The sequence below is a fragment of the Paraburkholderia unamae genome (assembly GCF_003268775.1).
Lineage (GTDB): Bacteria > Pseudomonadota > Gammaproteobacteria > Burkholderiales > Burkholderiaceae > Paraburkholderia > Paraburkholderia unamae.
Map to the genome: position 1 here is coordinate 290,068 of NZ_QLSU01000010.1, position 23,972 is coordinate 314,039.

Consider the following 23,972-nt stretch of genomic DNA (forward strand, 5'->3'; position numbering starts at 1 on the left):
ACTCAGACCGGCACAACCGGCTCCTCGTGCAGCATGCCGTCGCGCAAGCGCACGATGCGATCGCACCGCGCCGCGAGATCGGGGTCGTGCGTCACGATCACGAAGCTCGTATCGAACTGATCGGAAAGTTCGAGCATGAGATTGAACACGGTGTCGGCCGTGCCGCCGTCCAGGTTGCCCGTGGGCTCGTCGGCCAGCACGCAGGCGGGCTTGGTCACGAGCGCGCGCGCGATCGCCACGCGCTGGCGCTCGCCGCCCGAAAGCTCGCCCGGCCGGTTGCGCGCGCGATGCGAGAGACCCACGCGCTCGAGTATCGCCATCGCCTCGGCGCGCGCGGCTTCCTGCGTCATGCGGCGAATGCGCAGCGGCATCGCCACGTTGTCGAGCGCCGAGAACTCGGGCAGCAGATGGTGGAACTGATAAACGAAGCCCAGCGCGCGATTGCGCAACTCGTTGCGTTCGCGCTCGGAAAGCTCCGTGAACGGCTTGCCCAGCACGGACACCTTGCCCGCGCCCGGCTCGTCGAGGCCGCCCAGCACATGCAGCAGCGTGCTCTTGCCCGAGCCCGAGGCGCCCACCACGGCGAGCTTCTCGCCGCGCTTCACCTTGAGGTCGGTGTCGTGCAGCACCTGCACGGCAAGCGCGCCCTGGCCGAACACCTTCGAAACGCCATACGCTTCGAGCACGTACGGATAGTCGCCTGCCGCGGCGATCAGCGATTGACGGTCATTCATAGCGCAGCGCCTCCGCGGGACGAACCTTGGCCGCGCGCCAGCTCGGATAGAGCGTGGCGAGCGCGGACAGCACGAACGCGATCACGCCGATGCGGATCACATCCGATGCCACGAGCTCCGAAGGCAACTCGCTGATGAAATACACCGAAGGCGGCAGGAACTGGACGCCGAGCAGATGCTCGATCGCCGGCACGCTCCAGGGAATGCTCCACGCGATCAGGCAGCCGAGCGCGATGCCGATGCCCGTGCCCACGAAGCCGATCGTCACGCCCTGCACGACGAAAATCTTCATGATCGAGCCCGGCTGCGCGCCGAGCGTGCGCAGGATCGCGATATCGGCCTGCTTGTTGGTGACGGTCATGACGAGAGACGAAACGAGATTGAACGCCGCGACCGCGATGATGAGCGTGAGGATGATGAACATCATGCGCTTTTCGATCTGCACGGCCGAGAACCACGTCTTGTTCTGCTGCGTCCAGTCGCGGATATAGAGGTCACCGGACAGCGTATGCACGAGCTGGCGCGCCACCGCCGGCGCACGCTGCATGTCCTTTAGACGCAGGCGCACGCCGCTTGGCGCGCCCAGGCGATAGAGCACTTCGGCGTCGCGGATATTCACGAGCGCAAGCGTACTGTCGTACTCGTAGTGGCCCGACTCGAACACGCCCACCACCGTGAACTGCTTCAGGCGCGGCAACATGCCCGCGGGCGTGATCGAGCCCTCGGGCGCGACGAGCGTGACCTTGTCGCCCACCGCCACGCCGAGGTTCACCGCGAGATCCGCGCCGAGCACGATGCCGAAGCTGCCAGGCGTGAGATTGTTCAAGCTCCCCGCCTTCATTTCCTTGCCGATGTCCGAGACCTGCGGCTCCTCGGAGGGCTCGACGCCGCGCAGCGCGACGCCGTTTACGCTGTCACCGCGCGTGAGCAGCGCCTGGGCGTCCACGTAGGGCGCCGCGCCGATCACTTCGGGATTGGTCCTGGCTTCCTTCGCGGTGAGCTGCCAGTCGGGCATCGTGCCCGTGGGCGAAAAGATCTCGATGTGCGCGAGCACGGAGAGCATGCGGTCGCGCACGTCGCGCTGGAACCCGTTCATCACGGAGAGCACGACAATCAGCGCCGCGACGCCGAGCGCGATGCCCGACATCGAAACGAGCGCGATGAACGAGATGAAACCGTTGCCGGTCGTGCGCTTGCCGGCGCGGGTGTAGCGCCAGCCTATCTGCCATTCGTAGGGAAGTTTCAAGCGATTCCTTTTTGCGTCTTCGTTGCGCTCCGGCGGCGCGCCCTCTGGCGGCGGGCCCTCTGGCGGAGCGCCCTTGCGGCGGCGTTTTGGCCTGGGGCCAGTGCGCCGGACGGCCGGAGAATATCGTGCCGGGTCGGGCAACGACCAAGCGCGAAGTTTGCCACACTGGCGGCACTTCACGGACTTTCGCGCGAGATGGCTCGTTGATGCGCAACGCGTTCCCCATGCCTCGCGCGCTTCGCCCGTTCTTTCCTTCGAGCCGCTTTTCGGCCACAAGTGCCGCAGCCGGGATACGAAGGCGCCCGCGAGGCGCACACGCAAGACGCACCGGCCAGGCAACGGCGCCCGCACCCGGCGCGCGGAGCGCCGAAGTACAATGCGCACCATCATGCCCGCCGACCGACTTCATCTTCTCGTCCCGTTTGCCCTGCCCTCCGCGGCGGCCGCCTCCACCGCGCTCGCGGGCCTCGAATTCCCGGCGCTCGCGAAACTGGTTGCGCGCGCGACGCTCGGCGAACAGGTGATCGGCGAGGACTTTCAGCGCACGCTGCCGCACGAGCGCTGGGTTGCGCGCCAGTTCGGCGCGCTCAGCGCGAATCCCGCGCCGGCCGCCGACGACGAAGCGCCGCTCGCCCCCTACATGCTGCTCGCCGACGGCGGCACGCCTGGCGACGACATCTGGGCGTGCGTGCAGCCCGTGCACGTGCGTATCGCGCACGATCACCTCGTGCTGATCGACCCGGCGTCGCTGGAACTCGCCGACGCCGACGCCGCCACGCTCTACACGATTGCCAAACCGTTGATCGAAGAGCTCGGCGTGCGCGTCGAGGCGCCCACGCCGCAGCGCTGGTATCTCTCGTCGGATGCGTTCGGCACGCTCGCGGGCGCTTCGCCCTTGCGGGCGAGCGGCCGCAATATCGAAATCTGGCTGCCGCACGAAGCCCATTCCGGCCAGCGTTCGCGCGCCTGGATGAAAGTGCAGAACGAAGTGCAGATGGCGTGGTTCGAGCACCCGGTGAACGAGGCACGCGAGGCGCGCGGTCTGCCCGCGGTCAACTCGATCTGGTTTCACGCGCAGGGCGTGCTGCGCACCGTGACGAGCCCGTTCGCGCGCGTGCGTTCCGATGCGGCCGCCACGCGCGGCCTCGCGCTCGCCGCGAAGTCGCAAGTGGGCCCGGCGCCCGCCACCTTCGCAGCGCTCACGGCCTCGCTCAACAATGGGTCGGGGGCCGGAGCCACGCTCGTCGAACTCGATCCCTTCTCCGCCGCCTTCATCCAGCAGGACTGGGGCCGCTGGAACGCCGCGTTCGCGCAACTGGAGCGCGACTGGTTCGCGCCCGCGCTCACGGCGCTGCAAACGGGCGCGCTCGGTGCGCTCGACCTCACGCTGTGCGGCGACACCGGCTCGGTCACGCTCTCCATCACGCGCGGCGACCTGCGCAAATTCTGGCGACGCCGCCTGTTCGCGTCGCTTTTCGTCGAATGATCATCGAATGACCTCTTTCACTCAACGCCCCGCATGACCCGAATCGTCACTCGCGCCTGCTCGCCCGCCGACACTGAAGCGCTCGTGCGCCACGGCCTGCACCCGGTGCTCGCCCGCCTCTACGCCTCGCGCGGCGTCTGCCAGCCCGACGAGATCGAAACCGGCCTCGCTCGCCTGATTCCGCCCACGAGCATGAAAGGCCTCGAAGAAGCCGCCGCGCTGCTTGCCGACGCCCTCGAAGCCGACTGCCGCATGCTCGTGGTCGCCGACTACGACTGTGACGGCGCGACCGCCTGCGCCGTGGCCGTGCGCGGCCTGCGCATGTTCGGCGCGCAGATCGACTATCTCGTGCCGAACCGTTTCGAGTATGGCTACGGCCTCACGCCCGAGATCGTCGCGCTCGCCGCGCAACGTAAAGGCGGCCCGCCCGATGTCCTGATCACGGTGGACAACGGCATTGCCAGCGTCGAAGGCGTGGACGCGGCGAACGAACTGGGCATCGAAGTGCTCGTGACCGACCACCACCTGCCCGGCGACACGCTCCCCGACGCGCGCGCCATCGTCAATCCGAACCAGCCGGGTTGCGAGTTCCCGAGCAAGTGCATCGCGGGCGTGGGCGTCATGTTCTATACGCTGCTCGCGCTGCGTGCCGAGTTGCGCAAGCGCGGCGCCTTCAGCGACGGCAAGCCCGAACCGCGCCTCGACGGTCTGCTCGATCTCGTCGCGCTCGGCACCGTCGCCGACGTCGTGAAGCTCGACGGCAACAACCGCGTGCTCGTCGCGCAGGGCTTGCAGCGCGTGCGCAACGGCCGCATGCAGCCGGGCATCGCGGCGCTCTTTCGCGCGGCGGGTCGCGACGCGAAAAGCGCGTCGGGCTTCGACTTCGGCTTCGCGCTAGGCCCGCGCCTGAACGCGGCCGGTCGCCTCTCGGACATGTCGCTCGGCATCGAGTGCCTGACCACCGACGACGTGGGCCGCGCGTGGGAACTCGCGCAGCAGCTCGATTCGATGAACCGCGAACGCCGCGAAATCGAGGCCGGCATGCAGCAGCAGGCGCTCGCCGATCTCGCCGATGTCGATCCAGAAGGCAAGGCCACGCTCACGCTGTTCAACGAAAGCTGGCACCAGGGCGTGATCGGCATCGTCGCGGGGCGGCTCAAGGAGCGCTTCCACCGGCCGTCCTTCACCTTCGCGCCCGCCGATGACGGCGGCGAGCTCGTGAAAGGCTCGGGCCGTTCGATCCCCGGTTTCCATCTGCGCGACGCCGTCGATCTCATCAGCAAGCGCGAGCCGGGCCTGATCCACAAGTTCGGCGGCCACGCCATGGCCGCAGGCATGACGATCGCCGCCGCCGACGTGCCGCGCTTCGCCGCCGCGTTCGAGCGCGTGGCCCGCGAATGGCTCACCGAGGAAGCGCTCGCGCGCACGGTGGAAACCGACGGCGATCTCGAAGACGCCTACTTCACGCCCGATTTCGTGGAGATGCTCGACGCCGCCGTGTGGGGCCAGGGCTTCCCCGCGCCGGTGTTTTCAGGCGAATTCGAGGTGGCCTCGCAGGCGCTCGTGAAGGACAAGCACCTCAAGCTGCAACTGCTGCGCGGGCGCCAGCGCTTCAACGCGATCTGGTTCAACCACACCGAGTCGCTGCCGCAACACACCACGGTCGCCTACCGGCTCGTGCGCGACACCTGGAACGGTGTTTCGCGCGTGCAGCTCGTCGTGGAGCACGCCGCGCTCTGAGCGCGCTTCGAGCGCACGGGCGCGGGCCTTCAATTGGTCCGCGCCGCCCTTGATCCGGGTGCAATCAGCTATAATTCAATGTTTTACACGCCGGATCACGACACAAATGGAAGCGGAACGTCTCAACGCGATCGAAGCCCTTTTGGCGGACCTGCGCGCGCGCGCAGGCGAGCTACGGGGGTATCTTTGACTACGACGTAAAAGCCCGACGGCTCGTCGAAGTCAATAGCGAACTCGAAGACCCCAACGTCTGGAACGACTCCAAGCACGCCCAGGGTCTCGGCAAGGAAAAGAAGCTGCTCGAAGGCGTCGTGCACGTGCTCGACGGCATCGAGAACGACACGCGCGACACGCAGGACCTCTTCGAGATGGCTCGCGAGGAAGGCGATGAGGACACCCTCGTCTCCATCGAAAGCGACGCCCAGGAGATCGAAAAGCGCGTAGCCGACGTCGAGTTCCGCCGCATGTTCGCGAATCCGGCCGACCCGAATAACGCGTTCATCGACATCCAGGCGGGCGCGGGCGGCACCGAGGCCTGCGACTGGGCGTCGATGCTGCTGCGCCAGTACGTGCGCTACTGCGAACGCAAGGGCTTCAAGACCGAAGTGCTCGAAGAGTCCGAAGGCGACGTGGCCGGCATCAAGAGCGCGACGATCAAGGTCGAGGGCGAATACGCCTATGGCTTCCTGCGCACCGAAACCGGCATTCACCGGCTCGTGCGCAAGTCGCCGTTCGACTCGTCGGGCGGCCGTCACACGTCGTTCTCGTCGGTGTTCGTATATCCGGAAATCGACGACTCGTTCGAGATCGAAGTCAATCCGGCCGATCTGCGCATCGACACCTACCGCGCTTCCGGCGCGGGCGGTCAGCACATCAACAAGACCGACTCCGCCGTGCGTATCACGCACGTTCCGTCGGGCATCGTCGTGCAGTGCCAGAACGACCGCTCGCAGCACCGCAACCGCGCCGAAGCGATGGCCATGCTGAAATCGCGCCTGTACGAAGCCGAAATGCGCAAGCGCCAGTCGGAACAGGACAAGCTCGAAGCGGGCAAGTCGGACGTGGGCTGGGGCCACCAGATCCGCTCCTACGTGCTCGACAACAGCCGCATCAAGGATCTGCGCACGAACGTCGAAATCAGCAACACCAAGGCCGTGCTCGACGGCGATCTCGACGCCTTCATCAGCGCAAGCCTGAAACAGGGCGTGTAAGCTTCTTGCGCGCCACGGGCGCTGCATTGCATCGCATGCCGCCCTTTCCCGCCGTGCCGCCCGCATTCACTGCGAGGCGCGCACAGCGGGAATCGAAGTCCGCTTGTTGCGCGCCATGCGCGCCGTGTCCCGCGAAGGACCACACCGGGGCCGCCGCCCCGAACACTCGCCGAAACACCCGCGAATCAAAGAACACCGAGCCATCATGACCGAACCGACCCAGCAGAACGCGCCCAGCGCCGCGCCCGAACTCGACGACAACCAGATCATCGCCGAGCGCCGCGAGAAACTGCGCGCACTGCGCGAGGCAGGCGTCGCCTATCCGAACGACTTCCGCCCGACCCACCACGCCGCCGACCTGCAACGCGACTACGCCGATACCGACAAGGACGCACTCGAAGCGAAACCGCTCGACGTGGCGATCGCCGGCCGCATGATGCTCAAGCGCGTGATGGGCAAGGCAAGCTTCGCCACGGTGCGCGACGGCTCGGGCCAGATCCAGTTCTTCATCACGCCCGCCGACGTGGGCGAGACGACCTACGACGCGTTCAAGAAGTGGGACCTGGGCGACATCGTCGCGGCCAGGGGCGTGCTGTTCCGTACCAACAAGGGCGAACTCTCGGTGCGCGTCACCGAACTGCGCCTGCTGTCGAAGTCGCTGCGTCCGCTGCCGGACAAGTTCCACGGTCTTTCGGACCAGGAAATGCGCTATCGCCAGCGCTACGTCGACCTGATCGTCACGCCCGAAGCGCGCGATACGTTCGTCGCGCGCACCAAGGCCATCTCCTCGGTGCGCCGCTTCATGGCCGACGCGGGCTTCATGGAAGTCGAAACGCCGATGCTGCACCCGATCCCGGGCGGCGCGGCGGCCAAGCCGTTCGTCACGCACCACAACGCGCTCGACATGCAGATGTTCATGCGTATCGCGCCCGAGCTGTATCTGAAGCGCCTGGTCGTGGGCGGCTTCGAGCGCGTGTTCGAAATCAACCGGAATTTCCGTAACGAAGGCGTTTCGCCGCGTCACAATCCGGAATTCACGATGATGGAGTTCTACGCCGCGTACACCGACTACACGTGGCTCATGGACTTCACCGAGCAGTTGATCCGCCAGGCCGCGATCGACGCATCGGGCACCGCCGTGCTCACGTACCAAGGCCGCGAACTCGATCTGTCGAAGCCGTTCCATCGCCTGACGATCGTGCAGGCCATCCAGAAGTACGCGCCGCAATACACGAACGAGCAGCTTGCCGACGCGGCCTTCCTGCGCACGGAACTCAAGAAGTTCGGCGTGGACGCGAACCAGCCGCAGTTCCTCAACGCGGGCGTGGGCGCGCTGCAACTGGCGCTGTTCGAAGAGACCGCCGAGTCACAACTGTGGGAACCGACCTACATCATCGACTACCCGGTCGAAGTCTCGCCGCTCGCGCGCGCCTCGGACACGCTGCCGGGCATCACCGAGCGTTTCGAGCTCTTCATCACGGGCCGCGAGATCGCCAACGGCTTCTCGGAGCTCAACGATCCGGAAGACCAGGCCGCCCGCTTCAAGAAGCAGGTCGAGCAGAAGGACGCCGGTGACGAAGAAGCCATGTTCTACGACGCCGACTACATCCGCGCGCTCGAGTACGGCATGCCCCCGACGGGCGGCTGCGGTATCGGCATCGACCGCCTGATCATGCTGCTCACGGACAGCGCCAGCATCCGCGACGTGATCCTCTTCCCGCACCTGCGCCGCGAAGACTAAGCGACACGGCTTTTGCCCGAACGGGGCGCATGCGGCTCATTCCGCATGCGCCCCGTTTTTCATTTGCGGATTCGCTGGAAGTTTGTAACCATCGGTAAAAGCTGCTGCCCTGCACCGCACCAGAAGCGGGCATGCCGATTGCGACAGTGTGAAAAACCGCGCTGTGCAATGCTGCGCGAAGATCGCCCCCTTTTTGCCCCTCTGCCGTCACGGCGCCGGGTTACAAATTGAAACGCCCAGGCAATCCGATTGGCTCACACTGGGTCTCACAAGAGAGCCAACTCTGCAAAAGACGGAGCCATTGATGAACACACCTGATCCGACCACACAGAAGCGCCGCCTGCATCCACTGATCGCAACTGCGGCGGCGGCCGTCATCGTCGCGAGCCTTGCAGCCACGGCGGCGATTACCGGCGTTTTCCCGAAAGCTTCCAGCACCGCCGAGCAGACCGCGCAGGTTCAGACCGGCCAGACGGCGATGACGGCCTCGCAGCCGGAAGTCGTCGATTCGACGAAACCGGTGCAAGCCTCGCAGTACGCGCAAAACGCCCAGAATGCGCCGGCTGAGCAGGAGCAAGCGCCACAACAAGCGCCGCGGCAGGCCCAGGCGCCCGTTGCCGCGCCCGCGCAGCAGTACGGCCAGCCACCGCAGTCTTCGCAGCAGTACGCACAGGAAGCGCAGCCCGCCCAGGCCGTGTGCGGGTCGTGCGGCACGGTCGAAGCGATTTCCGAGGTCAAGCAAGAAGGCCATGGCACGGGCATTGGCGCGGTAGGCGGCGCCGTGGCGGGCGGTGTGGTCGGCAACCAGTTCGGCGCGGGCAACGGCCGTACCGCCATGACGCTGCTTGGCGCGCTGGGCGGCGGCCTCGCGGGCAACTCGGTCGAAAAGCACCTGCGCAGCACGACGAGCTATTCGGTGCGCGTGCATATGGAGAACGGCAAGACGCGCTACTTCACCTACCACCAGGCGCCGCCGTTCCAGCAAGGTCAGCGCGTGCGCGTGGAAAACGGCGCCCTGGTGGCGGCTTGACGATGTGACCTGACGCGCTCGATTCGGGCGCGGCACAAGAAAAAAGGCGATTCGCCATCAGCGAATCGCCTTTTTCATTGACTGCCCCAAGTGGGCGCCGTCGCGGGATCAGTAGTCCGCGTCCTCGATCCACGCGGCCTGGATCGCTTCGAGAATCTTCTCGTTCGAACGCTCGGGGTCGTCGTCGAAACCGTCCAGCTCAGTGATCCAGCGGTGCAGATCGGTGAAGCGTACGTATTGCGGATCCACTTCCGGATGGGTGTCCGTCAACGCCATCGCGATGTCCTGCGTATCGGTCCATTTCATGGCTGCCCGCTCCTCTTGTTGGCTCAGTGGTTTTCCTTCGCGTGGTTGATCGAGTAACGCGGGATCTCGACCACCAGGTCGTCGTTCTCAGGCACGAGTGCCTGGCACGACAGCCGCGACGTCGGCTCCAGGCCCCACGCCTTGTCGAGCAGATCGTCCTCGTCTTCCTCGGACGGCTCGAGCGCGTTGAAACCCTCGCGCACGATCACGTGACAGGTCGTGCAGGCGCACGACTTCTCACAAGCGTGCTCGATTTCGATGCCGTGTTCGAGCAGCGCGTCGCACACGCTCTCGCCCGGCTTGGCGTCGATAACCGCGCCCTCTGGGCACAGTTCGACATGAGGCAGCACCACGATTTGAGGCATTGTGATTTCCGTATCCAATAACTTTCATATCGGGCGCATGCCCCGCCTTCGACGGCGGCATGTGCCCATTCTACTGGGGTCGCGCGCTTGCCTGCATCGGGAAAGCACGCACACGCGGCGGCGTTTGCCCATGCAAGCGCCGCGCGCCCGACCGCGTTCTTCTTAGCCGATCTCGTCGAGCTTCTTGCCCGCCAGCGCGCGCTTGATGCCCTTGTCCATGCGGCGCGCGGCGAATTCGTCGGTGCCTTCGGAGAGCGACTTCGTCGCCGCTTCGATCGCGCCCGCATCGTCGCCCTGGGCAACTTGCGCGAGTGCCCCGATCAGGGTGTCGACCTCGGCGCGCTCCGCGTCGTCGAGCAACTCGCCATCGGCGCCCAACGCAGCGTGCGTCGCTTCGATGATGCGCTGCGCCTCGACCTGGGCCTCGCGCAGCGCGCGGGCGCGCATGTCGACTTCGGCGGTCTTGAAGCTGTCTTCGAGCATGCGGGCCACGTCGTCATCGGCGAGACCGTAGGACGGCTTCACCACCACCGACGCCTCCACACCCGAATGCTGCTCGCGCGCGAACACGGAAAGCAGGCCGTCCGCGTCCACCTGGTAGGTCACGCGAATGCGCGCCGCGCCCGCGGCCATCGGCGGAATGCCGCGCAGCTCGAAGCGCGCGAGCGACCGGCAGTCGGCCACGAGCTCACGCTCGCCCTGCACCACGTGGATCGCCATGGCCGTCTGGCCGTCCTTGAAGGTCGTGAAGTCCTGTGCGCGCGCGACCGGAATGGTCGAGTTGCGCGGGATGATCTTTTCGACCAGGCCACCCATCGTCTCCACGCCCAGCGAGAGCGGGATCACGTCGAGCAGCAGCCAGTCGTCCTCGCCGCCGCGGTTGCCCGCGAGCAGGTCGGCCTGGATCGCCGCGCCGAGCGCGACCACCTGGTCCGGGTCCAGATTCGTGAGCGGCGCCTGGCCGAAGTGCTGCTCCACGGCGCGGCGGATCACGGGCATGCGCGTCGCACCGCCCACCAGCACCACGCCCTTCACGTCCTTCGATGCAACCTTCGCGTCACGCAGCGCCTTCTTCGTCGGCGTGAGGGTGCGCTGCACGAGCGCCTGCGTGAGCGCCTCGAAACGCGGCTCGTCGATCGTCAATGCGATCGCCTTGCCATTCGAGAGCGTGACTTCGATGCGCGCCTCGGGTGCCGACGAGAGCACTTCCTTCGCGTCGCGCACGCGATCGAGCAGAAGGCGCACGTCTTCGGGCGCGAGCGTCGCACGCTCGATGCCGCCCTGCTCCAGCACGTAGTCGAACAGCGCATGGTCGAAATCGTCGCCGCCAAGCGCGGAGTCGCCGCCCGCCGCGAGCACTTCGAACACGCCCTTCGTGAGCTTGAGGATCGACAGGTCGAAGGTGCCGCCGCCGAGGTCGTAGACCGCGTAAAGCCCTTCGGCGCCGTTGTCGAGACCGTAGGCGATCGCCGCCGCGGTCGGCTCGTTGAGCAGACGCAGCACGTTCAGGCCCGCGAGGCGCGCGGCATCCTTGGTGGCCTGGCGCTGGGCTTCATCGAAATACGCGGGCACCGTGATGACCGCGCCGACGAGTTCGTCGCCGAGCGTGTCTTCAGCGCGCTGGCGCAACGTCGCGAGAATTTCCGCAGAGACTTCGACCGGGCTCTTCACGCCGTCCACGGTCTGGATCTGCACCATGCCCGGCGCGTCGACGAAGTCATAAGGCGCATTGGCCGCGCCTTCGACGTCGGATTTGCCGCGGCCCATGAAACGCTTGACCGAGACGATCGTGTTGCGCGGGTCGGTGGCCGCTTCCGCCTTCGCCGTGCGGCCGATGCGGCGGCCGCCGTTCGCGAGATAGCGCACGACCGACGGCAGCAGCGCGTGGCCGTGCTCGTCGGGCAGCACGTCGGGCACGCCGCTGCGCACCGCGGCGACCAGCGAGTTCGTCGTGCCGAGGTCGATGCCGACAGCGAGTCGCCGCTGATGCGGCGCCGGCGCCATGCCGGGTTCGGAGATTTGCAGTAAGGCCATCTGTGTGATCTGCTTTTTAACCTGGTGGGCGCGAGCGCCCGATATCCGTTTCAGCGTGGTTTCAGCTTGAATGCGGCCTGGACTTTCAGCCTTCGAGCCGCTCGATCTGCGTGTCGATCTCGCCCGCTACGCGCTCGATGAACATGAGCTGGCGCACCGCTTCGGCCGCCGGCTGGTTCGAGCCGCTGTCGAGCAGCGCCGCGAGCTTCGTGAAGCGCGCGCGCTCGTCGTCGCGCAACTCGCTCGCGAGCGTGTCGAGCGCGTCGACATTCTTCGCGGCGACCGCGTCTTCAATCGCCTCGCGCCACTCCATTTGCTGCATGAGGAACGCGGGCTCCATCGCCGTGTTGTTCTCCGCGCCGACGTCGATGCCGCGCAGATGCAGCAGGTACTTCGCGCGCTTGAGCGGATCGCGCAGCGTCTGGTACGCCTCGTTCGTGCGCGTGGCCCATTGCATGGCGACGCGCTTTTGCGCCTCGCCCGCCGCGGCGAAGCGGTCGGGGTGCACCTGCGCCTGCACCGTTCGGTAAGCGTGGTCGAGCGCGTTCGCGTCGATCTCGAACTGCTCGGTCAGTCCGAACAGCACGAAATGGCTATCGGAAAGCGAGCGGGACGGCGTGGAAGACGTGCTCATCGGTTCAAACGTTCTCGTGGGGCCATCGAAACAGGCCATGAAAATCAAAAAGGCGGCACAGGCCGCCTTTTCACCGCTACGCGCGGACTCAAACGCGGAAGGACTCGCCGCAGCCGCACTCGTCCTTCACATTCGGGTTGTTGAACTTGAAGCCCTCGTTCAGCCCTTCGCGCACGAAGTCGAGCTGCGTGCCGTCGATATAGGCCAGGCTCTTCGGGTCGACGATGACTTTCACGCCGTAGCTCTCGAACACGTTGTCCTCGTCCGCCAGCTCGTCGACGTACTCGAGCTTGTACGCGAGGCCCGAGCAGCCCGTCGTACGCACGCCGAGGCGCAGGCCCACGCCCTTGCCACGACGGACCAGATACTTCTGCACGTGCTGTGCCGCTTTTTCTGTCAACGTAATTGCCATAGCGTCTTCGCCGCGCCCCGCGCCGTCCGGTTTGGCTCTCGCCCTACCTCGCGCCGCGACGCAACCCTGCTGCATCCAAAATCGTTAGTCCCGCGGCGCCGCACCCGTGGGTCCGGCGCCGTCCTGCATCCACCGCACTGCGGCGGCCGCGCGCCTGGCGTGCTTACGCCGCGTCGGCCTTCGCTTCCGTCGTGTGACGCTGACGGTAATCGGCCACCGCTGCCTTGATCGCGTCTTCCGCGAGAATCGAGCAGTGGATCTTCACCGGCGGCAGCGCCAGTTCTTCGGCGATCTGCGTGTTCTTGATCGAGAGCGCCTGGTCGAGCGTCTTGCCCTTCACCCACTCGGTCACGAGCGAGCTCGAAGCGATGGCCGAGCCGCAGCCGTAGGTCTTGAACTTCGCGTCTTCGATCACGCCGTCCGCGCCCACGCGAATCTGCAACTTCATCACGTCGCCGCAAGCCGGTGCGCCGACCATGCCGGTGCCGACCGTGTCGTCGTCCTTCGAGAACGAGCCGACGTTACGCGGGTTTTCGTAGTGGTCCAGAACCTTGTCGCTATATGCCATGATCACACTCCTTCAATTCGTTGGCCGCGCTGCATGCAGTTCTCTGCTCGTTGCGCTGCGGCCGGGTCGATGTTCGTTGCTGACTCTGCCCGTGCGCCTTAGTGCGCCGCCCACTGGATGGTCGACAGGTCAACGCCGTCCTTGTGCATCTCCCACAGCGGCGAGAGGTCGCGCAGCTTGGCGATCTTCGTCTTCAGCAGGTTGATGACGTAGTCCACATCCTGCTCGGTCGTGAAGCGGCCCACCGTGAAGCGGATCGAGCTGTGCGCCAGCTCGTCGTTACGGCCGAGCGCGCGCAGCACGTACGACGGCTCGAGCGAAGCCGACGTGCACGCCGAGCCCGACGACACCGCCACGTCCTTCACCGCCATGATCAGCGACTCGCCTTCGACGAAGTTGAAGCTGATGTTCAGGTTGTGCGGGACACGCTTTTCCATGTCGCCGTTCACGTAGGTTTCTTCGATTTCCTGCAAGCCGCGCAGCAGCTTGTCGCGCAGCATGCGGATACGCTCGTTTTCCGTGGCCATCTCTTCGCGCGCCAGACGGAACGCTTCGCCCATGCCGACGATCTGATGCGTCGCCAGCGTGCCCGAACGCATGCCGCGCTCGTGACCGCCGCCGTGCATCTGCGCTTCGATACGGATACGCGGCTTACGACGCACGTACAACGCGCCGATGCCCTTCGGGCCGTAGGTCTTGTGCGCCGAGAACGACATCAGGTCGACCTTGAGCTTTTGCAGGTCGATGGGCGCCTTGCCCGTCGATTGCGCGGCGTCGACGTGGAAAATGATGCCCTTTTCGCGGCAGATTTCACCGATCGTCTCGATGTCCTGGATCACGCCGATCTCGTTGTTCACGTGCATGACGGAAACGAGGATCGTGTCGGGGCGAATCGCAGCCTTGAACACGTCGAGGTCGATCAGGCCGTCATCCTTGACGTCCAGATACGTGACTTCGTAGCCTTCGCGCTCGAGCTCTCGGCAGGTGTCGAGCACGGCCTTGTGCTCGGTCTTCACCGTGATGATGTGCTTGCCCTTGCTCTTGTAGAAGTGCGCGGCACCCTTGATCGCGAGGTTGTCCGATTCGGTCGCGCCGGAGGTCCAGATGATTTCACGCGGGTCGGCGTTGACGAGCGCCGCGACCTGCTCGCGCGCTTCCTCGACGGCACGCTCCGCGTCCCAGCCGTAGGCGTGGCTGCGCGACGCCGGATTGCCGAACTGCTCGCGCAGATACGGAATCATCTTGTCCACCACACGCGGGTCGACGGGCGTCGTCGCGCTGTAATCCATGTAAATGGGCAGGTGGGGAATGTCGTTATTCATCTATCGCTCCGGGGAATCTTTGTGCTGCGCTGTACTGTGTATTGCGTTCTGGCGGCCTGACCCAACTCGCGGCTCACGAACCCGCCATGTTGAAGATCGAGTTCGGCCCTAGCGGCACCGCCCTCACCGGCTCGACCGCCGGCGCCTCGGCGCGGCGGTCGCGCAGAACCGTGGGCGCGGCGCCTTCGCGGGCGCGCTGCTTGTCCACCAGGTCCTTGAGCGACACCGAATCGAGGTACTCGACCATCTTCTGGTTCAGCGTCGACCAGAGTTCGTGCGTCATGCAGTGGCCGTCGTGCTGCTTGGTGCCTTCGCACGCGCCCTTGCCGCCGCACTGCGTGGCATCGAGCGGCTCGTCCACGGCGATGATGATGTCCGCGACCGTAACGTCCTCCGCGCGGCGCGCGAGGTTGTAGCCGCCGCCCGGCCCACGGACCGATTCGACGATTTCATGACGGCGCAGCTTGCCGAACAGCTGTTCGAGGTAAGACAGCGAGATGTGCTGCCGCTGGCTGATACCCGCAAGCGTCACCGGGCCCTGCTCCTGGCGCAGGGCCAGGTCGATCATCGCCGTGACGGCGAAACGGCCTTTAGTGGTGAGTCTCATGATGTAGGGGAACCGCAATTCTCGACAATTTTCGTCAAGTATAAATACATGACTAGTTTAGTCAAGTATCCGTGTTGCGAATTGGGTTATTAGGTGCGTTGCGAATAGCGAAAAGTGGCGCGATTGCTGCATTCGACCGAATCGCGCCGCTCATCTCAATCAACCAGTTGCGGGCGCAATGCCGCGAGCAGGCCCCCGCAGGCGGCCTCGCATTGATCGAGCACCGCTTCGAAGCCCGCATCGCCGCCGAAATAAGGGTCAATGACCACGCGTGAGTCGGCCTGCGGTGCAAATTCCATCAGCAGCCGGATCTTGTCGCGCTCGGTCTGCGGACAAAGGTTCTGCAACGCCGTCACGTTGGCGTCGTCCATCGCGACGATCAAGTCGAAACGGCGAAAATCGTCGTCCGCGATCTGACGGGCGCGCAGCGGCGCGAGATCATAGCCGCGCTGCCCACCCGCGCGCTGGGCGCGCTCGTCGGGCGCCTCGCCGATGTGCCAGTCACCCGTGCCCGCCGAGTCGACCTCGACGCGCCCGGCCAGCCCCGCCTCGTCGACGAGGCGCAGCATCACGGCCTCGGCCGTGGGCGAGCGGCAGATGTTGCCAAGGCAAACGAAGCAGACGGAAACCTTTTTCATCGTGGGGCGCTGGAGTGCGGGCCGGCGTTCAAGGCGCGGCGGCGAATCTCTAATTATACAAAGCGCGTGAAACCCGCGCTGCGCTGCCTGATTTCCGGCGAACGGCTTGCGCAAGCACCGCGCACGCGACACGGGCAAGCAGGCGCGAGCGCAAGATCGCCGCGACGATCATCAGATCGTGTTCGACTGCGGCAGCGGCGCGACGGTGCGCATCGCCTTCACGGGCGCCTTGCCTTCGCTGCCCACGAGGCCATACGACACGGCGCGCGCGAGCTCGGCCGTGAATTGATCGGCGGCGAGCGGCATTTGCTGCTCGGCGGTATTCCATGCATGGATCCATGCGATTGCCGCGAGCGGCACGATCAGCGCCAGCGGCCAGTACACCGTTATTTTCTTTCTCATGATGCGACTCTCTCTCGACTGTGGGGCGACGGGTGCGGACGCACTATCGCCAGTCGAGATGATATAGACAGTCGCAATCAGGAAAAACCCGCCCCGAACGAACACACTGTTGCTCCAGCTTAAATAGTTGCCGGAGAAAACTTGACTGTGGACGCGCGTCAGGCCTCTTCGGGACGCTTCGTCGTGTCCAGATGCGTCTGCCGCGCCGCGTACAACTCGCGGAAGGTGCGCCCGACCGGCGCGGGCATGTCGCGCCCGTTCGTCCAGCCGCGCACGAACGGCAGTTTGCGAATGATCCGCGACTGGCCGCCCATGCGCTCCAGCACCCGCACGCCCAGCTTCGTGAGCAGCGCGTAGACGCTGGGGTGCAACGCGAGCCAGCCCCAGGCCGCCAGCGCCGCACGCTCGCGCCAGGGGCGCAAGTGCCGCTCCGTCTGCTTCTCGCGCAGCTTGCGCAACAGGTCGGAAAGCGGAATGCCCACCGGACAAACGCTGTTGCACTCGCCGCAGAGCGTGGCGGCTTGGGGCAGATCGAGCGCCTTCTCGATGCCGACATAGCTCGGCGTGAGCACCGAACCCATCGGCCCCGGATAGACCCAGCCATACGCGTGGCCGCCCACCTTCTGGTAGACCGGGCAGTGATTCATGCACGCGCCGCAGCGGATGCAGCGCAGCATCTCCTGAAATTCGCCGCCGATCAGCCCCGTGCGGCCGCCGTCCACGAGGACGACATACATGTGCTCGGGGCCGTCCAGGTCCTCGGGCCCACGCGGGCCGGTCAGCACCGAGAAGTAGTTCGACGTGGCCTGGCCCGTTGCCGACCGCGGCAGCAGGCGCATGGCCGTGGCGAGGTCTTCGAGAGTCGGCAGCACCTTTTCGATGCCCGTGACCGCCACGTGCACACGCGGCATCACCGTGCACATGCCCTCGTTGCCCTCGTTGGTGACCAGCACGACCGAGCCCGTTTCCGCCACGAGGAAGTTGCCGCCCGTCACCCCCATGTCCGCCGAAAGGAAATGCGGGCGCAGCACTTCGCGCGCCTCGCGCGTCATGTCGGGGATTTCTGTCAGGCGCGGCTTGTGGTGCGTCTGCGCGAACAGATCGGCGATCTCGTCCTTGTCCTTGTGGACGACGGGCGCAATGATGTGGCTGGGCGGCTCGTTGTCGTTGATCTGAAGGATGTATTCGCCGAGATCGGTCTCGATGGACTGCACGCCCATTTGAGCGAGCACCGTGTTGAGCTGCATCTCCTCCGAGACCATCGACTTCGTCTTGATGACCTTGCGCACGTCGTGGCGGCGCGCGATGTCCGCGACCAGCTTCGCCGCGTCACGCGCGGTCTCGGCATAGAGCACGGTCACACCGCGCCGCGTGGCCTCGGTCTCGAACTGTTCGAGCCAGACATCGAGATTTTCCAGCGCGCGGTTGCGCCGTGCCTTGAGCGCCGCGCGTGTGGCCTGAAAGTCGATCGCGGTGATGGCCTCCGCTCGCGCCGAGACGAACTTGGTGGAGAGCTTCTTGAGATTGTGTTGCAGACGCTGGTCGGCCAGTTTCTGGCCGGCGCGCGCCTTGAACTGCATCGATTGGACTTGCATGGCGTCGGGGCGATAGTGAGCGTGAGCGGTGTTCGGCGAATTCCGGAGAGGTGATCGATCTGGGCGAACGACGGATCACACGTCGCCGGCCAGCACCTGCGCAATGTGCAGCACGCGCGTGGTGGTGTCGCCCGTGCGACGCAGCCGGCCTTCGATGTTGAGCATGCAGCCAAGATCGCTGAGCACCACGGCGCCCGTGCCGCTCGCCTGGACGTTCGCGCACTTTTCGTCCGCGATGGCCGTCGAGATGTCGCCGTACTTCACGGCGAAGGTGCCGCCAAAGCCGCAGCAGTGCTCGCAGTCCTTCATCTCCCGGACCTCGACGCCGCGCTGGGCGAGCAGCGCGCGCGGCTGCGCCTTCACGCCAAGCTCGCGCAGGCCCGAGCACGAATCGTGATAGGTCACCGGCCCGCTGAACCCGCCCTGCGGCAGCGTGACCTTCGCGACATTGACGAGGAAATCCGTGAGCTCGTAGACGCGCTCGCGCAGCTTGCCGTACCGCGCCATCAACTCGGGATCGTCGCGGAACAGGTCGCCGTAATGCACGCGGATCATGCCGCCGCACGAGCCCGAAGGCACCACGACGTAATCGAATTGCTCAAACTCGCGCAGCGTTTTTTCCGCCAGGTCGCGCGCGAGTGGACGCTCGCCGGAGTTGTAGGCCGGTTGACCGCAGCAGGTTTGCGCGGACGGCACGACGACCTCATAACCCGCCTCTTCGAGCAGCTTGAGCGTCGAAAAGCCAATTTCGGGGCGCATCGTGTCGATGAGACAGGTGACGAACAAACCGACTCGCATGGGGACTCCTCGTGAAAACCGTCCCCGATTATCCGCTGTTTCGCCGCCGTCACCAACGCGCGTCTGCGCCGATCCGGCCATCAAAACGCATGCCGCACCGCAACGCCCGCCTTCGGTCAAGCGCTTACTTTTTTCACAATACGAGATACAATGGATTTTCCGCCTCACGCGTCAAACGAATCTGAACCCATGAGCGACATCCATCCAGATCCGAAGACCTCGATTCAGGTGATCGAGCGCATGATGCGCCTGCTGGACGCGCTGGCCGCCCATAGCGACCCCGTCAGTCTGAAAGAACTCGCGCTGCGCACCGAACTGCACCCTTCTACCGCTCACCGCATCCTGAACGACATGGTGAGTTGCCGTCTCGTCGATCGCTCCGACCCCGGCACCTACCGCCTCGGCATGCGGCTGCTCGAACTCGGCAATCTCGTGAAGGCACGCCTTTCGGTTCGCGACGCGGCGCTCACGCCAATGCGCGAGCTGCACCGCCTGACCGGGCAAACGGTGAATCTCTCCGTGCGCCAGGGCGATGAGATCGTCTATATAGAACGTGCCTATTCGGAGCGCTCCGGCATGCAGGTGGTGCGTGCCATTGGCGGTCGCGCCCCGCTGCACCTCACTTCAGTCGGCAAGCTCTTTCTCGCCGCCGACGAAGCGAACCGCGTACGCGCCTACGCCACACGCACCGGCCTGTCGGGCCACACGCGCAACAGCATCACCGACCTCAGCCGCCTCGAGCGCGAGCTTGCCCATGTGCGCCAGCAGTTCTGCGCGCGCGACAACGAAGAGCTCGAACTGGGCGTGCGCTGCATCGCCGCAGGCATTTACGACGACACCGGCAAGCTGGTGGCGGGCCTTTCGCTCTCCGCGCCTGCCGACCGTTTGCAGGATTCGTGGCTTGGCCAGTTGAGCAAGACCGCACTCACGATTTCCGAGTCGCTCGGCTATCACCCGGAACCTGCCGAAGGCAACGTTCAAACCGCCTGAAGCGCAAAGCGGTTGTTGCCGGAACACGCAACGCCGAAAAGTCAGTATCGAAAAAGCGGAGGCAAGGCCTCCGTTTTTTTCGCCTTAGGCTTTCCTCACGCAACCAGTTCATCGAGCTTGCGGTTCAGCTTCGCGTCGAGGTCGCGCGCCTCTTTTGCGAGATTGACCTGCTTGGCCGTTCGCGCCGTCTCCAGCAACGCCGGGTCGATGCTGTAGCCCTCTCGCCCCTTCAGCCAGCCAAGAATGTCGCTGAGATGCCAGAGCGACGGATTGCCCTCGTGCACGGGCTGCGGAAAATCCGCTACGTGCCCAAGCATCAACTTGCGCAGGTTCTGGCGCGACATGCCGGTCAGGTCAGCCGCATCGGTGAGCCCGACGAAGTCCGGGGCCGCTTCAACGAGCCGTGCGGACGGCACGGCCCGCTTCACGTCCTGCAACGCCGAATAAAATGCCGACCACGCGTTCCCGCTTTCGCGCGTGAACGCAAGCGCGATGCGGCCCGGCAGTCCCACGCCGATCGTTGCGTCGTCGCAGCCGGCTTCGGCGAGGCGCTCCACGAGCGCCTCGTGATCGTTGTCTTCGGCGGCCAACTGGTACTTGAGGGTGAACAGGTAGTCCATGCGTTACTCCGGCGCTTCGGCCGCCGCGCATGCGGCTGCCGGGTTGGTTCGGTGGGTCGCGCAATTGTCGACCACGCGTTTGAGCACATAGGCATGATTGGCCGCGCTACGCGGCGTGCTCCAGATGCTCGTGATGCAAAACTCCCCACAGCGACAGGTTGCGTCGTTATACGGGCAGTACATTCTTCCCCACGCGTGCCCACGGCCATTACCCTTACCTGGTTGAACTAACCAACCCTGTTTCTCGGCATAGGCAAGCACGGCCTCGATCTCTTTCTTCGGGTGCAATCGTCTCATCGACAGACTCAGTGTATGTGTCGTCAGATTGGTTGTCAATTGACAACCATCAATAGCCCGTATCGCGATGTCCCGCGCTCACGCGGGACCGGGCGCCTGTTCACAAACCACCGAGCCATGTTGCCGACGAACCGGATTCCGAAACAGTCGGCCAATCGTCGTAGGACGCGCCGGCACGCGCCCAAAAACAAAACGCCCCGCAATTGCGGGGCGTTTGCCAAAGTCAGGCCGAAAACCGGCGGCGCGCGGTCTCAGGTACCCGCGCCACCTGCGTCCGCGCTGGTGATGCGCGGCTGCTGCTCCGCGCCGCCATTGTCGAGCCACGTGCGCACGCGCGTTGCATCGGCGAAGCGCGAATATTTGCCGCTCGAGTCGAGCAGCACCATGATCACGGGACGATTGTGGATCGTGGTTTGCATGACGAGGCACTCGCCCGCTTCGTTGATGAAGCCCGTCTTTTGCAGACCGATATCCCACGACGCGTTACGCACCAGCGCGTTCGTGCTGTTATAGGCCAGATTGCGCTTGCCCGTGAACACGTCGTAGCTGCGGTCGGTCGAGAACTGGCGGATCATCGGGTACTGATACGCCGCGTTCACCATCTTCACGAGATCGCGCGCAGTCGCAACATTGTGGCTCGTGAGGCCGGTGGAATTCTCGAAGTGCGTATCGGTCATGCCGAGTTGCTTCGCCTTCGCGTTCATCGCCGCGATGAACGCCGGGCGGCCGCCCGGGTAATAGCGCGAGAGCGCCGCAGCCGCGCGGTTTTCCGACGCCATCAGCGCGATATGCAGCATGTCCTCGCGCGAGAGCACCGAGCCCACCGAGAGGCGCGAGCCCGTGTTCTTCTCGTAGTCGCGGTCTTCGTCGGTGACTTCGATCTGCTCCGAAAGCGAAGCCTTCGAGTCGAGCACGACCATCGCCGTCATGAGCTTCGAGATCGACGCGATCGGCACGACGGCGTGCGAGTTCTTGTCGAAGAGCGGCTCAAGCGTGTTCTGGTCGACCACGTAGGCGACGCCGGAGCGCAGCATCAGCGAGTCGGGCGTGTCATGCAGGCCGAACGCCTGGCCAACCGTCGGCTGGCGCGGCTCGAACGCGACGCGACGCACGGCCGAATGATGCCGGCCATTCATCGTGTAGCTGACACGGCGCTTTTTAGCCACCGGTCGCGCGTCGTCGTCCTTCGCGGCGACAGTATGGGTTGCGCCCGCCTTCTTGACGGCTTTCGCCGTTGCCGGCTCAGCCTTCGCAACCTTCTTGGTGGCCTTTTTGGCCTTGGCCGTCTTGGCCGGCGCGGCGTCTTGCGATGCAGCAAAAGCACTCGCAGGCGCCACGAACGTCGCACTGATCGCGACGGATACAGCCACCGACAATGCGGTGCTAATAACCGACGACGGCATCAGTGAGAACGACAGGAGCTTGTCGGATTTCATTGGTGTTCTTGATGGAGCGGCGGGATCGTTCGCCAAGTGTAGTAAAACCACGAAAAATTCGCAAATTGAAGCACTTATCGGCGCTCATTAAACCGAAGTATGACCTCCGATTGAGCAGGCCAATGCACTTCCCGCATTCAATGGAAGCAGACAATTGAAAAGCCGCTCCCCTCGCCATGCCGCCGTGTCTCGCCAACGTTTGCGGCACACACAAGGTGTGCTAGCTGCGTTAACGGCGTGCATCGTACAAAACTTGATCTGAGGGGAAATACGGGTGAGATTGTCTGACTACCAGTGCCGCCGTGCCGCGCGACGCGCGTTCGACCGCAATGGATCTCTAACGTTCCATGTAGGAATCTGGTGGACGCACTTGGTGAAATCCCTCAAGCACCTCCATCCAATCCATCTCGCATCTTGCCAGAAGCCGCGTTCCCGCGCTCGGCCTGCCTTGTGTGGCGGGCCTGGCGCCCGTCGTCGCAGGGGCCTGATGCGCGCGGCATAAGTGATTGTTTAATAATAAATTATCGACATTGTGCGATGCACCAAAAGTGCTTGACTTTCTTTGGAGGCATCCTAAAATCCAGTCAATGTTGCGACGCACAAAGCGAGCGACAGAGCACCAGCGCTGTGCCACTTACTTCAGGCGACCCACGAAGGCCGCTGACCATCCAGGAGCGTAAACATGAGTCTGCTGACCCCTGAGCAATTCGCCGCTGCCCAGAAAGCCAACCTCGAAACCCTGTTCGGCCTCACCGGCAAGGCCTTCGAAGGCGTGGAAAAGCTCGTCGAATTGAACCTTCAGGCCGTCCGCTCGAATCTGGCGGAATCGCAGGAACACGCCCAGCGCGCACTGTCTGTGAAGGACGCGCAGGAATTCCTGGCCCTGCAAACGAGCTATGCCCAGCCGCTGACCGAAAAGCTGCTGTCGTATGGCCGTCACGTGTATGAAATCGCCTCGGCCACCCAGGCTGAGTTCGCGAAGGTCGCCGAAGCCCACTACGAAGAGCAGAACCGCAAGGTTCAGTCGCTCGTCGACAACGTCGCGAAGAATGCGCCGGCTGGCTCGGAAACCGCGGTCGCCGTGATCAAGTCGGCTATCAACGCCGCGAACACGACCTACGAAACGGTCCACAAGGCCACGAAGCAAGCCGTGGAAATGGCCGAAAGCAACTTCAACGCCGCCACCGCCGCCGCCAGCAAGGCCGCTGCCCAGGCTTCGCGTTCGGCAGCCGCTTCGGCCAAGAAGACCGTCTGAAAGTAATCTGTTGAACCGGGGCGCGCACTGAAACAGCGCCGCGCCCCGCGCCGCACCTGACGCTCCGGCATCCTGCATGGCATGCCACTTGCCCGGTCGACGACCGGGAATCTTTTTTCGCTCAGGCGCTCCAGTACCCAAAACGCAAACGGCGCACTCCTCGCGGAGTGCGCCGTTTCTTCTTGCGCGCCGCCAGGTTCGGCGGCGCGGCTCAACATTACTTCTTCTTTTGCGGCGGCAGGTCGGTACAGACGCCTTCATACAACTCGGCGGCCATGCCGATCGATTCGCCCAGCGTTGGGTGCGGGTGAATCGTCTTGCCGATGTCGGTCGCATCCGCGCCCATTTCCACGGCGAGGCACATTTCGCTGATGAGGTCGCCCGCATTCAGGCCGACGATGCCGCCACCAATCACGCGATGCGTCTCTTCGTCGAAGATCAGCTTGGTGAAGCCCTCGTCGCGGCCGTTGGCGATCGCGCGGCCCGATGCGGCCCACGGGAACAC

Annotated in this window: 25 protein-coding genes; 7 read left to right on the forward strand and 18 right to left on the reverse strand. The window is 64.9% G+C overall.

All coding sequences use genetic code 11. From position 1 onward, the window contains the following. Positions 1 to 2: 2 nt before the first annotated feature. Both lolD and C7401_RS18870 read right to left on the reverse strand, forming a co-directional pair. Positions 3 to 734 (reverse strand): lipoprotein-releasing ABC transporter ATP-binding protein LolD, encoded by a 732-nt coding sequence (gene lolD, locus C7401_RS18865; protein WP_112172899.1) that lies wholly within the window; start codon positions 732 to 734, stop codon positions 3 to 5. After that, positions 727 to 1,980, reverse strand: a complete 1,254-nt coding sequence (locus C7401_RS18870; RefSeq protein ID WP_112172900.1) for a lipoprotein-releasing ABC transporter permease subunit — start codon at positions 1,978 to 1,980, stop codon at positions 727 to 729. The genes lolD and C7401_RS18870 overlap by 8 nt, the downstream gene beginning before the upstream one ends. Positions 1,981 to 2,356: 376 nt before the next feature. Here C7401_RS18870 and C7401_RS18875 point away from each other — a divergent pair, with 376 nt between their 5' ends. The 5 genes from C7401_RS18875 to C7401_RS18895 all read left to right on the forward strand — a co-directional run bounded on the left by C7401_RS18875 (position 2,357) and on the right by C7401_RS18895 (position 9,188). After that, positions 2,357 to 3,466 carry a regulator gene (locus C7401_RS18875; RefSeq protein ID WP_112172901.1) on the forward strand — a complete coding sequence of 370 codons (1,110 nt, stop codon included), beginning with the start codon at positions 2,357 to 2,359 and terminating at the stop codon, positions 3,464 to 3,466. Positions 3,467 to 3,499: 33 nt separating this feature from the next. Next, complete coding sequence (gene recJ / locus C7401_RS18880; protein WP_112172902.1) at positions 3,500 to 5,206, forward strand: single-stranded-DNA-specific exonuclease RecJ; 1,707 nt, start codon at positions 3,500 to 3,502, stop codon at positions 5,204 to 5,206. 106 nt (positions 5,207 to 5,312) lie between these two features. Continuing rightward, positions 5,313 to 6,417 (forward strand): peptide chain release factor 2 gene (gene prfB / locus C7401_RS18885; protein WP_112172903.1). Its coding sequence is split into 2 segments (ribosomal slippage): positions 5,313 to 5,393 and positions 5,395 to 6,417, totalling 1,104 coding nucleotides; the frame shifts between segments, so codons are not numbered across the junction. Positions 6,418 to 6,622: 205 nt separating this feature from the next. Then, the gene (lysS, locus tag C7401_RS18890) at positions 6,623 to 8,158 is read left to right on the forward strand and encodes a lysine--tRNA ligase (RefSeq protein ID WP_112172904.1); all 1,536 of its coding nucleotides are present in this window, start codon (positions 6,623 to 6,625) and stop codon (positions 8,156 to 8,158) included. A 304-nt stretch (positions 8,159 to 8,462) separates the two neighbouring features. Continuing rightward, on the forward strand, positions 8,463 to 9,188 hold the full coding sequence (locus C7401_RS18895) for a glycine zipper 2TM domain-containing protein (RefSeq protein WP_112172905.1): 726 nt from the start codon (positions 8,463 to 8,465) through the stop codon (positions 9,186 to 9,188). 108 nt (positions 9,189 to 9,296) lie between these two features. Here C7401_RS18895 and iscX read toward each other — a convergent pair whose 3' ends face one another. The 12 genes from iscX to C7401_RS18955 all read right to left on the reverse strand — a co-directional run bounded on the left by iscX (position 9,297) and on the right by C7401_RS18955 (position 18,869). Then, on the reverse strand, positions 9,297 to 9,494 hold the full coding sequence (iscX, locus tag C7401_RS18900; protein WP_112172906.1) for a Fe-S cluster assembly protein IscX: 198 nt from the start codon (positions 9,492 to 9,494) through the stop codon (positions 9,297 to 9,299). 23 nt (positions 9,495 to 9,517) lie between these two features. Then, entirely contained in the window at positions 9,518 to 9,859 is a 342-nt protein-coding gene (gene fdx, locus C7401_RS18905; RefSeq protein WP_112172907.1) for an ISC system 2Fe-2S type ferredoxin, read from the reverse strand. Positions 9,860 to 10,021: 162 nt separating this feature from the next. Beyond that, on the reverse strand, positions 10,022 to 11,893 hold the full coding sequence (hscA, locus tag C7401_RS18910; protein WP_112172908.1) for a Fe-S protein assembly chaperone HscA: 1,872 nt from the start codon (positions 11,891 to 11,893) through the stop codon (positions 10,022 to 10,024). Positions 11,894 to 11,978: 85 nt separating this feature from the next. Further along, complete coding sequence (gene hscB / locus C7401_RS18915) at positions 11,979 to 12,527, reverse strand: Fe-S protein assembly co-chaperone HscB (protein WP_112172909.1); 549 nt, start codon at positions 12,525 to 12,527, stop codon at positions 11,979 to 11,981. A gap of 88 nt (positions 12,528 to 12,615) precedes the next feature. Next, entirely contained in the window at positions 12,616 to 12,939 is a 324-nt protein-coding gene (gene iscA / locus C7401_RS18920) for an iron-sulfur cluster assembly protein IscA (protein ID WP_112172910.1), read from the reverse strand. A 163-nt stretch (positions 12,940 to 13,102) separates the two neighbouring features. Continuing rightward, the gene (gene iscU, locus C7401_RS18925; RefSeq protein WP_112172911.1) at positions 13,103 to 13,507 is read right to left on the reverse strand and encodes a Fe-S cluster assembly scaffold IscU; all 405 of its coding nucleotides are present in this window, start codon (positions 13,505 to 13,507) and stop codon (positions 13,103 to 13,105) included. Positions 13,508 to 13,605: 98 nt separating this feature from the next. Then, complete coding sequence (locus C7401_RS18930) at positions 13,606 to 14,829, reverse strand: IscS subfamily cysteine desulfurase (RefSeq protein ID WP_112172912.1); 1,224 nt, start codon at positions 14,827 to 14,829, stop codon at positions 13,606 to 13,608. A 73-nt stretch (positions 14,830 to 14,902) separates the two neighbouring features. Then, complete coding sequence (iscR, locus tag C7401_RS18935; protein ID WP_065060269.1) at positions 14,903 to 15,436, reverse strand: Fe-S cluster assembly transcriptional regulator IscR; 534 nt, start codon at positions 15,434 to 15,436, stop codon at positions 14,903 to 14,905. A 155-nt stretch (positions 15,437 to 15,591) separates the two neighbouring features. Further along, positions 15,592 to 16,074, reverse strand: a complete 483-nt coding sequence (locus C7401_RS18940) for a low molecular weight protein-tyrosine-phosphatase (RefSeq protein ID WP_112172913.1) — start codon at positions 16,072 to 16,074, stop codon at positions 15,592 to 15,594. A gap of 171 nt (positions 16,075 to 16,245) precedes the next feature. Then, entirely contained in the window at positions 16,246 to 16,476 is a 231-nt protein-coding gene (locus C7401_RS18945) for a hypothetical protein (RefSeq protein ID WP_112172914.1), read from the reverse strand. 158 nt (positions 16,477 to 16,634) lie between these two features. Next, positions 16,635 to 18,071, reverse strand: coding sequence for a lactate utilization protein B (locus C7401_RS18950; RefSeq protein WP_112172915.1), 1,437 nt, complete (start codon positions 18,069 to 18,071; stop codon positions 16,635 to 16,637). 75 nt (positions 18,072 to 18,146) lie between these two features. Continuing rightward, entirely contained in the window at positions 18,147 to 18,869 is a 723-nt protein-coding gene (locus C7401_RS18955; RefSeq protein WP_112172916.1) for a (Fe-S)-binding protein, read from the reverse strand. Positions 18,870 to 19,058: 189 nt separating this feature from the next. On the opposite strand from C7401_RS18955, the gene C7401_RS18960 reads away from it, so the two are divergent. Then, complete coding sequence (locus C7401_RS18960; RefSeq protein ID WP_112172917.1) at positions 19,059 to 19,859, forward strand: IclR family transcriptional regulator; 801 nt, start codon at positions 19,059 to 19,061, stop codon at positions 19,857 to 19,859. Between the two features lie 95 nt (positions 19,860 to 19,954). On the opposite strand, the gene C7401_RS18965 is transcribed toward C7401_RS18960, so the two are convergent. The 3 genes from C7401_RS18965 to pbpG form a co-directional block, all read right to left on the reverse strand. After that, positions 19,955 to 20,479, reverse strand: a complete 525-nt coding sequence (locus C7401_RS18965) for a helix-turn-helix transcriptional regulator (RefSeq protein WP_112172918.1) — start codon at positions 20,477 to 20,479, stop codon at positions 19,955 to 19,957. 3 nt (positions 20,480 to 20,482) lie between these two features. Beyond that, complete coding sequence (locus C7401_RS45610) at positions 20,483 to 20,776, reverse strand: hypothetical protein (RefSeq protein WP_112172919.1); 294 nt, start codon at positions 20,774 to 20,776, stop codon at positions 20,483 to 20,485. 251 nt (positions 20,777 to 21,027) lie between these two features. Continuing rightward, positions 21,028 to 22,212 carry a D-alanyl-D-alanine endopeptidase gene (gene pbpG, locus C7401_RS18975; protein WP_112172920.1) on the reverse strand — a complete coding sequence of 395 codons (1,185 nt, stop codon included), beginning with the start codon at positions 22,210 to 22,212 and terminating at the stop codon, positions 21,028 to 21,030. Between the two features lie 682 nt (positions 22,213 to 22,894). Between pbpG and C7401_RS18980 the strand changes: the two genes are divergently transcribed. Next, positions 22,895 to 23,467: a phasin family protein gene (locus C7401_RS18980; RefSeq protein ID WP_042264853.1), complete on the forward strand. Its 573-nt coding sequence runs from the start codon at positions 22,895 to 22,897 to the stop codon at positions 23,465 to 23,467. Between the two features lie 217 nt (positions 23,468 to 23,684). On the opposite strand, the gene C7401_RS18985 is transcribed toward C7401_RS18980, so the two are convergent. Further along, a partial coding sequence (locus C7401_RS18985; RefSeq protein ID WP_507763440.1) for an oxidoreductase dimerization domain-containing protein occupies positions 23,685 to 23,972 on the reverse strand: 288 nt, incomplete at its 5' end.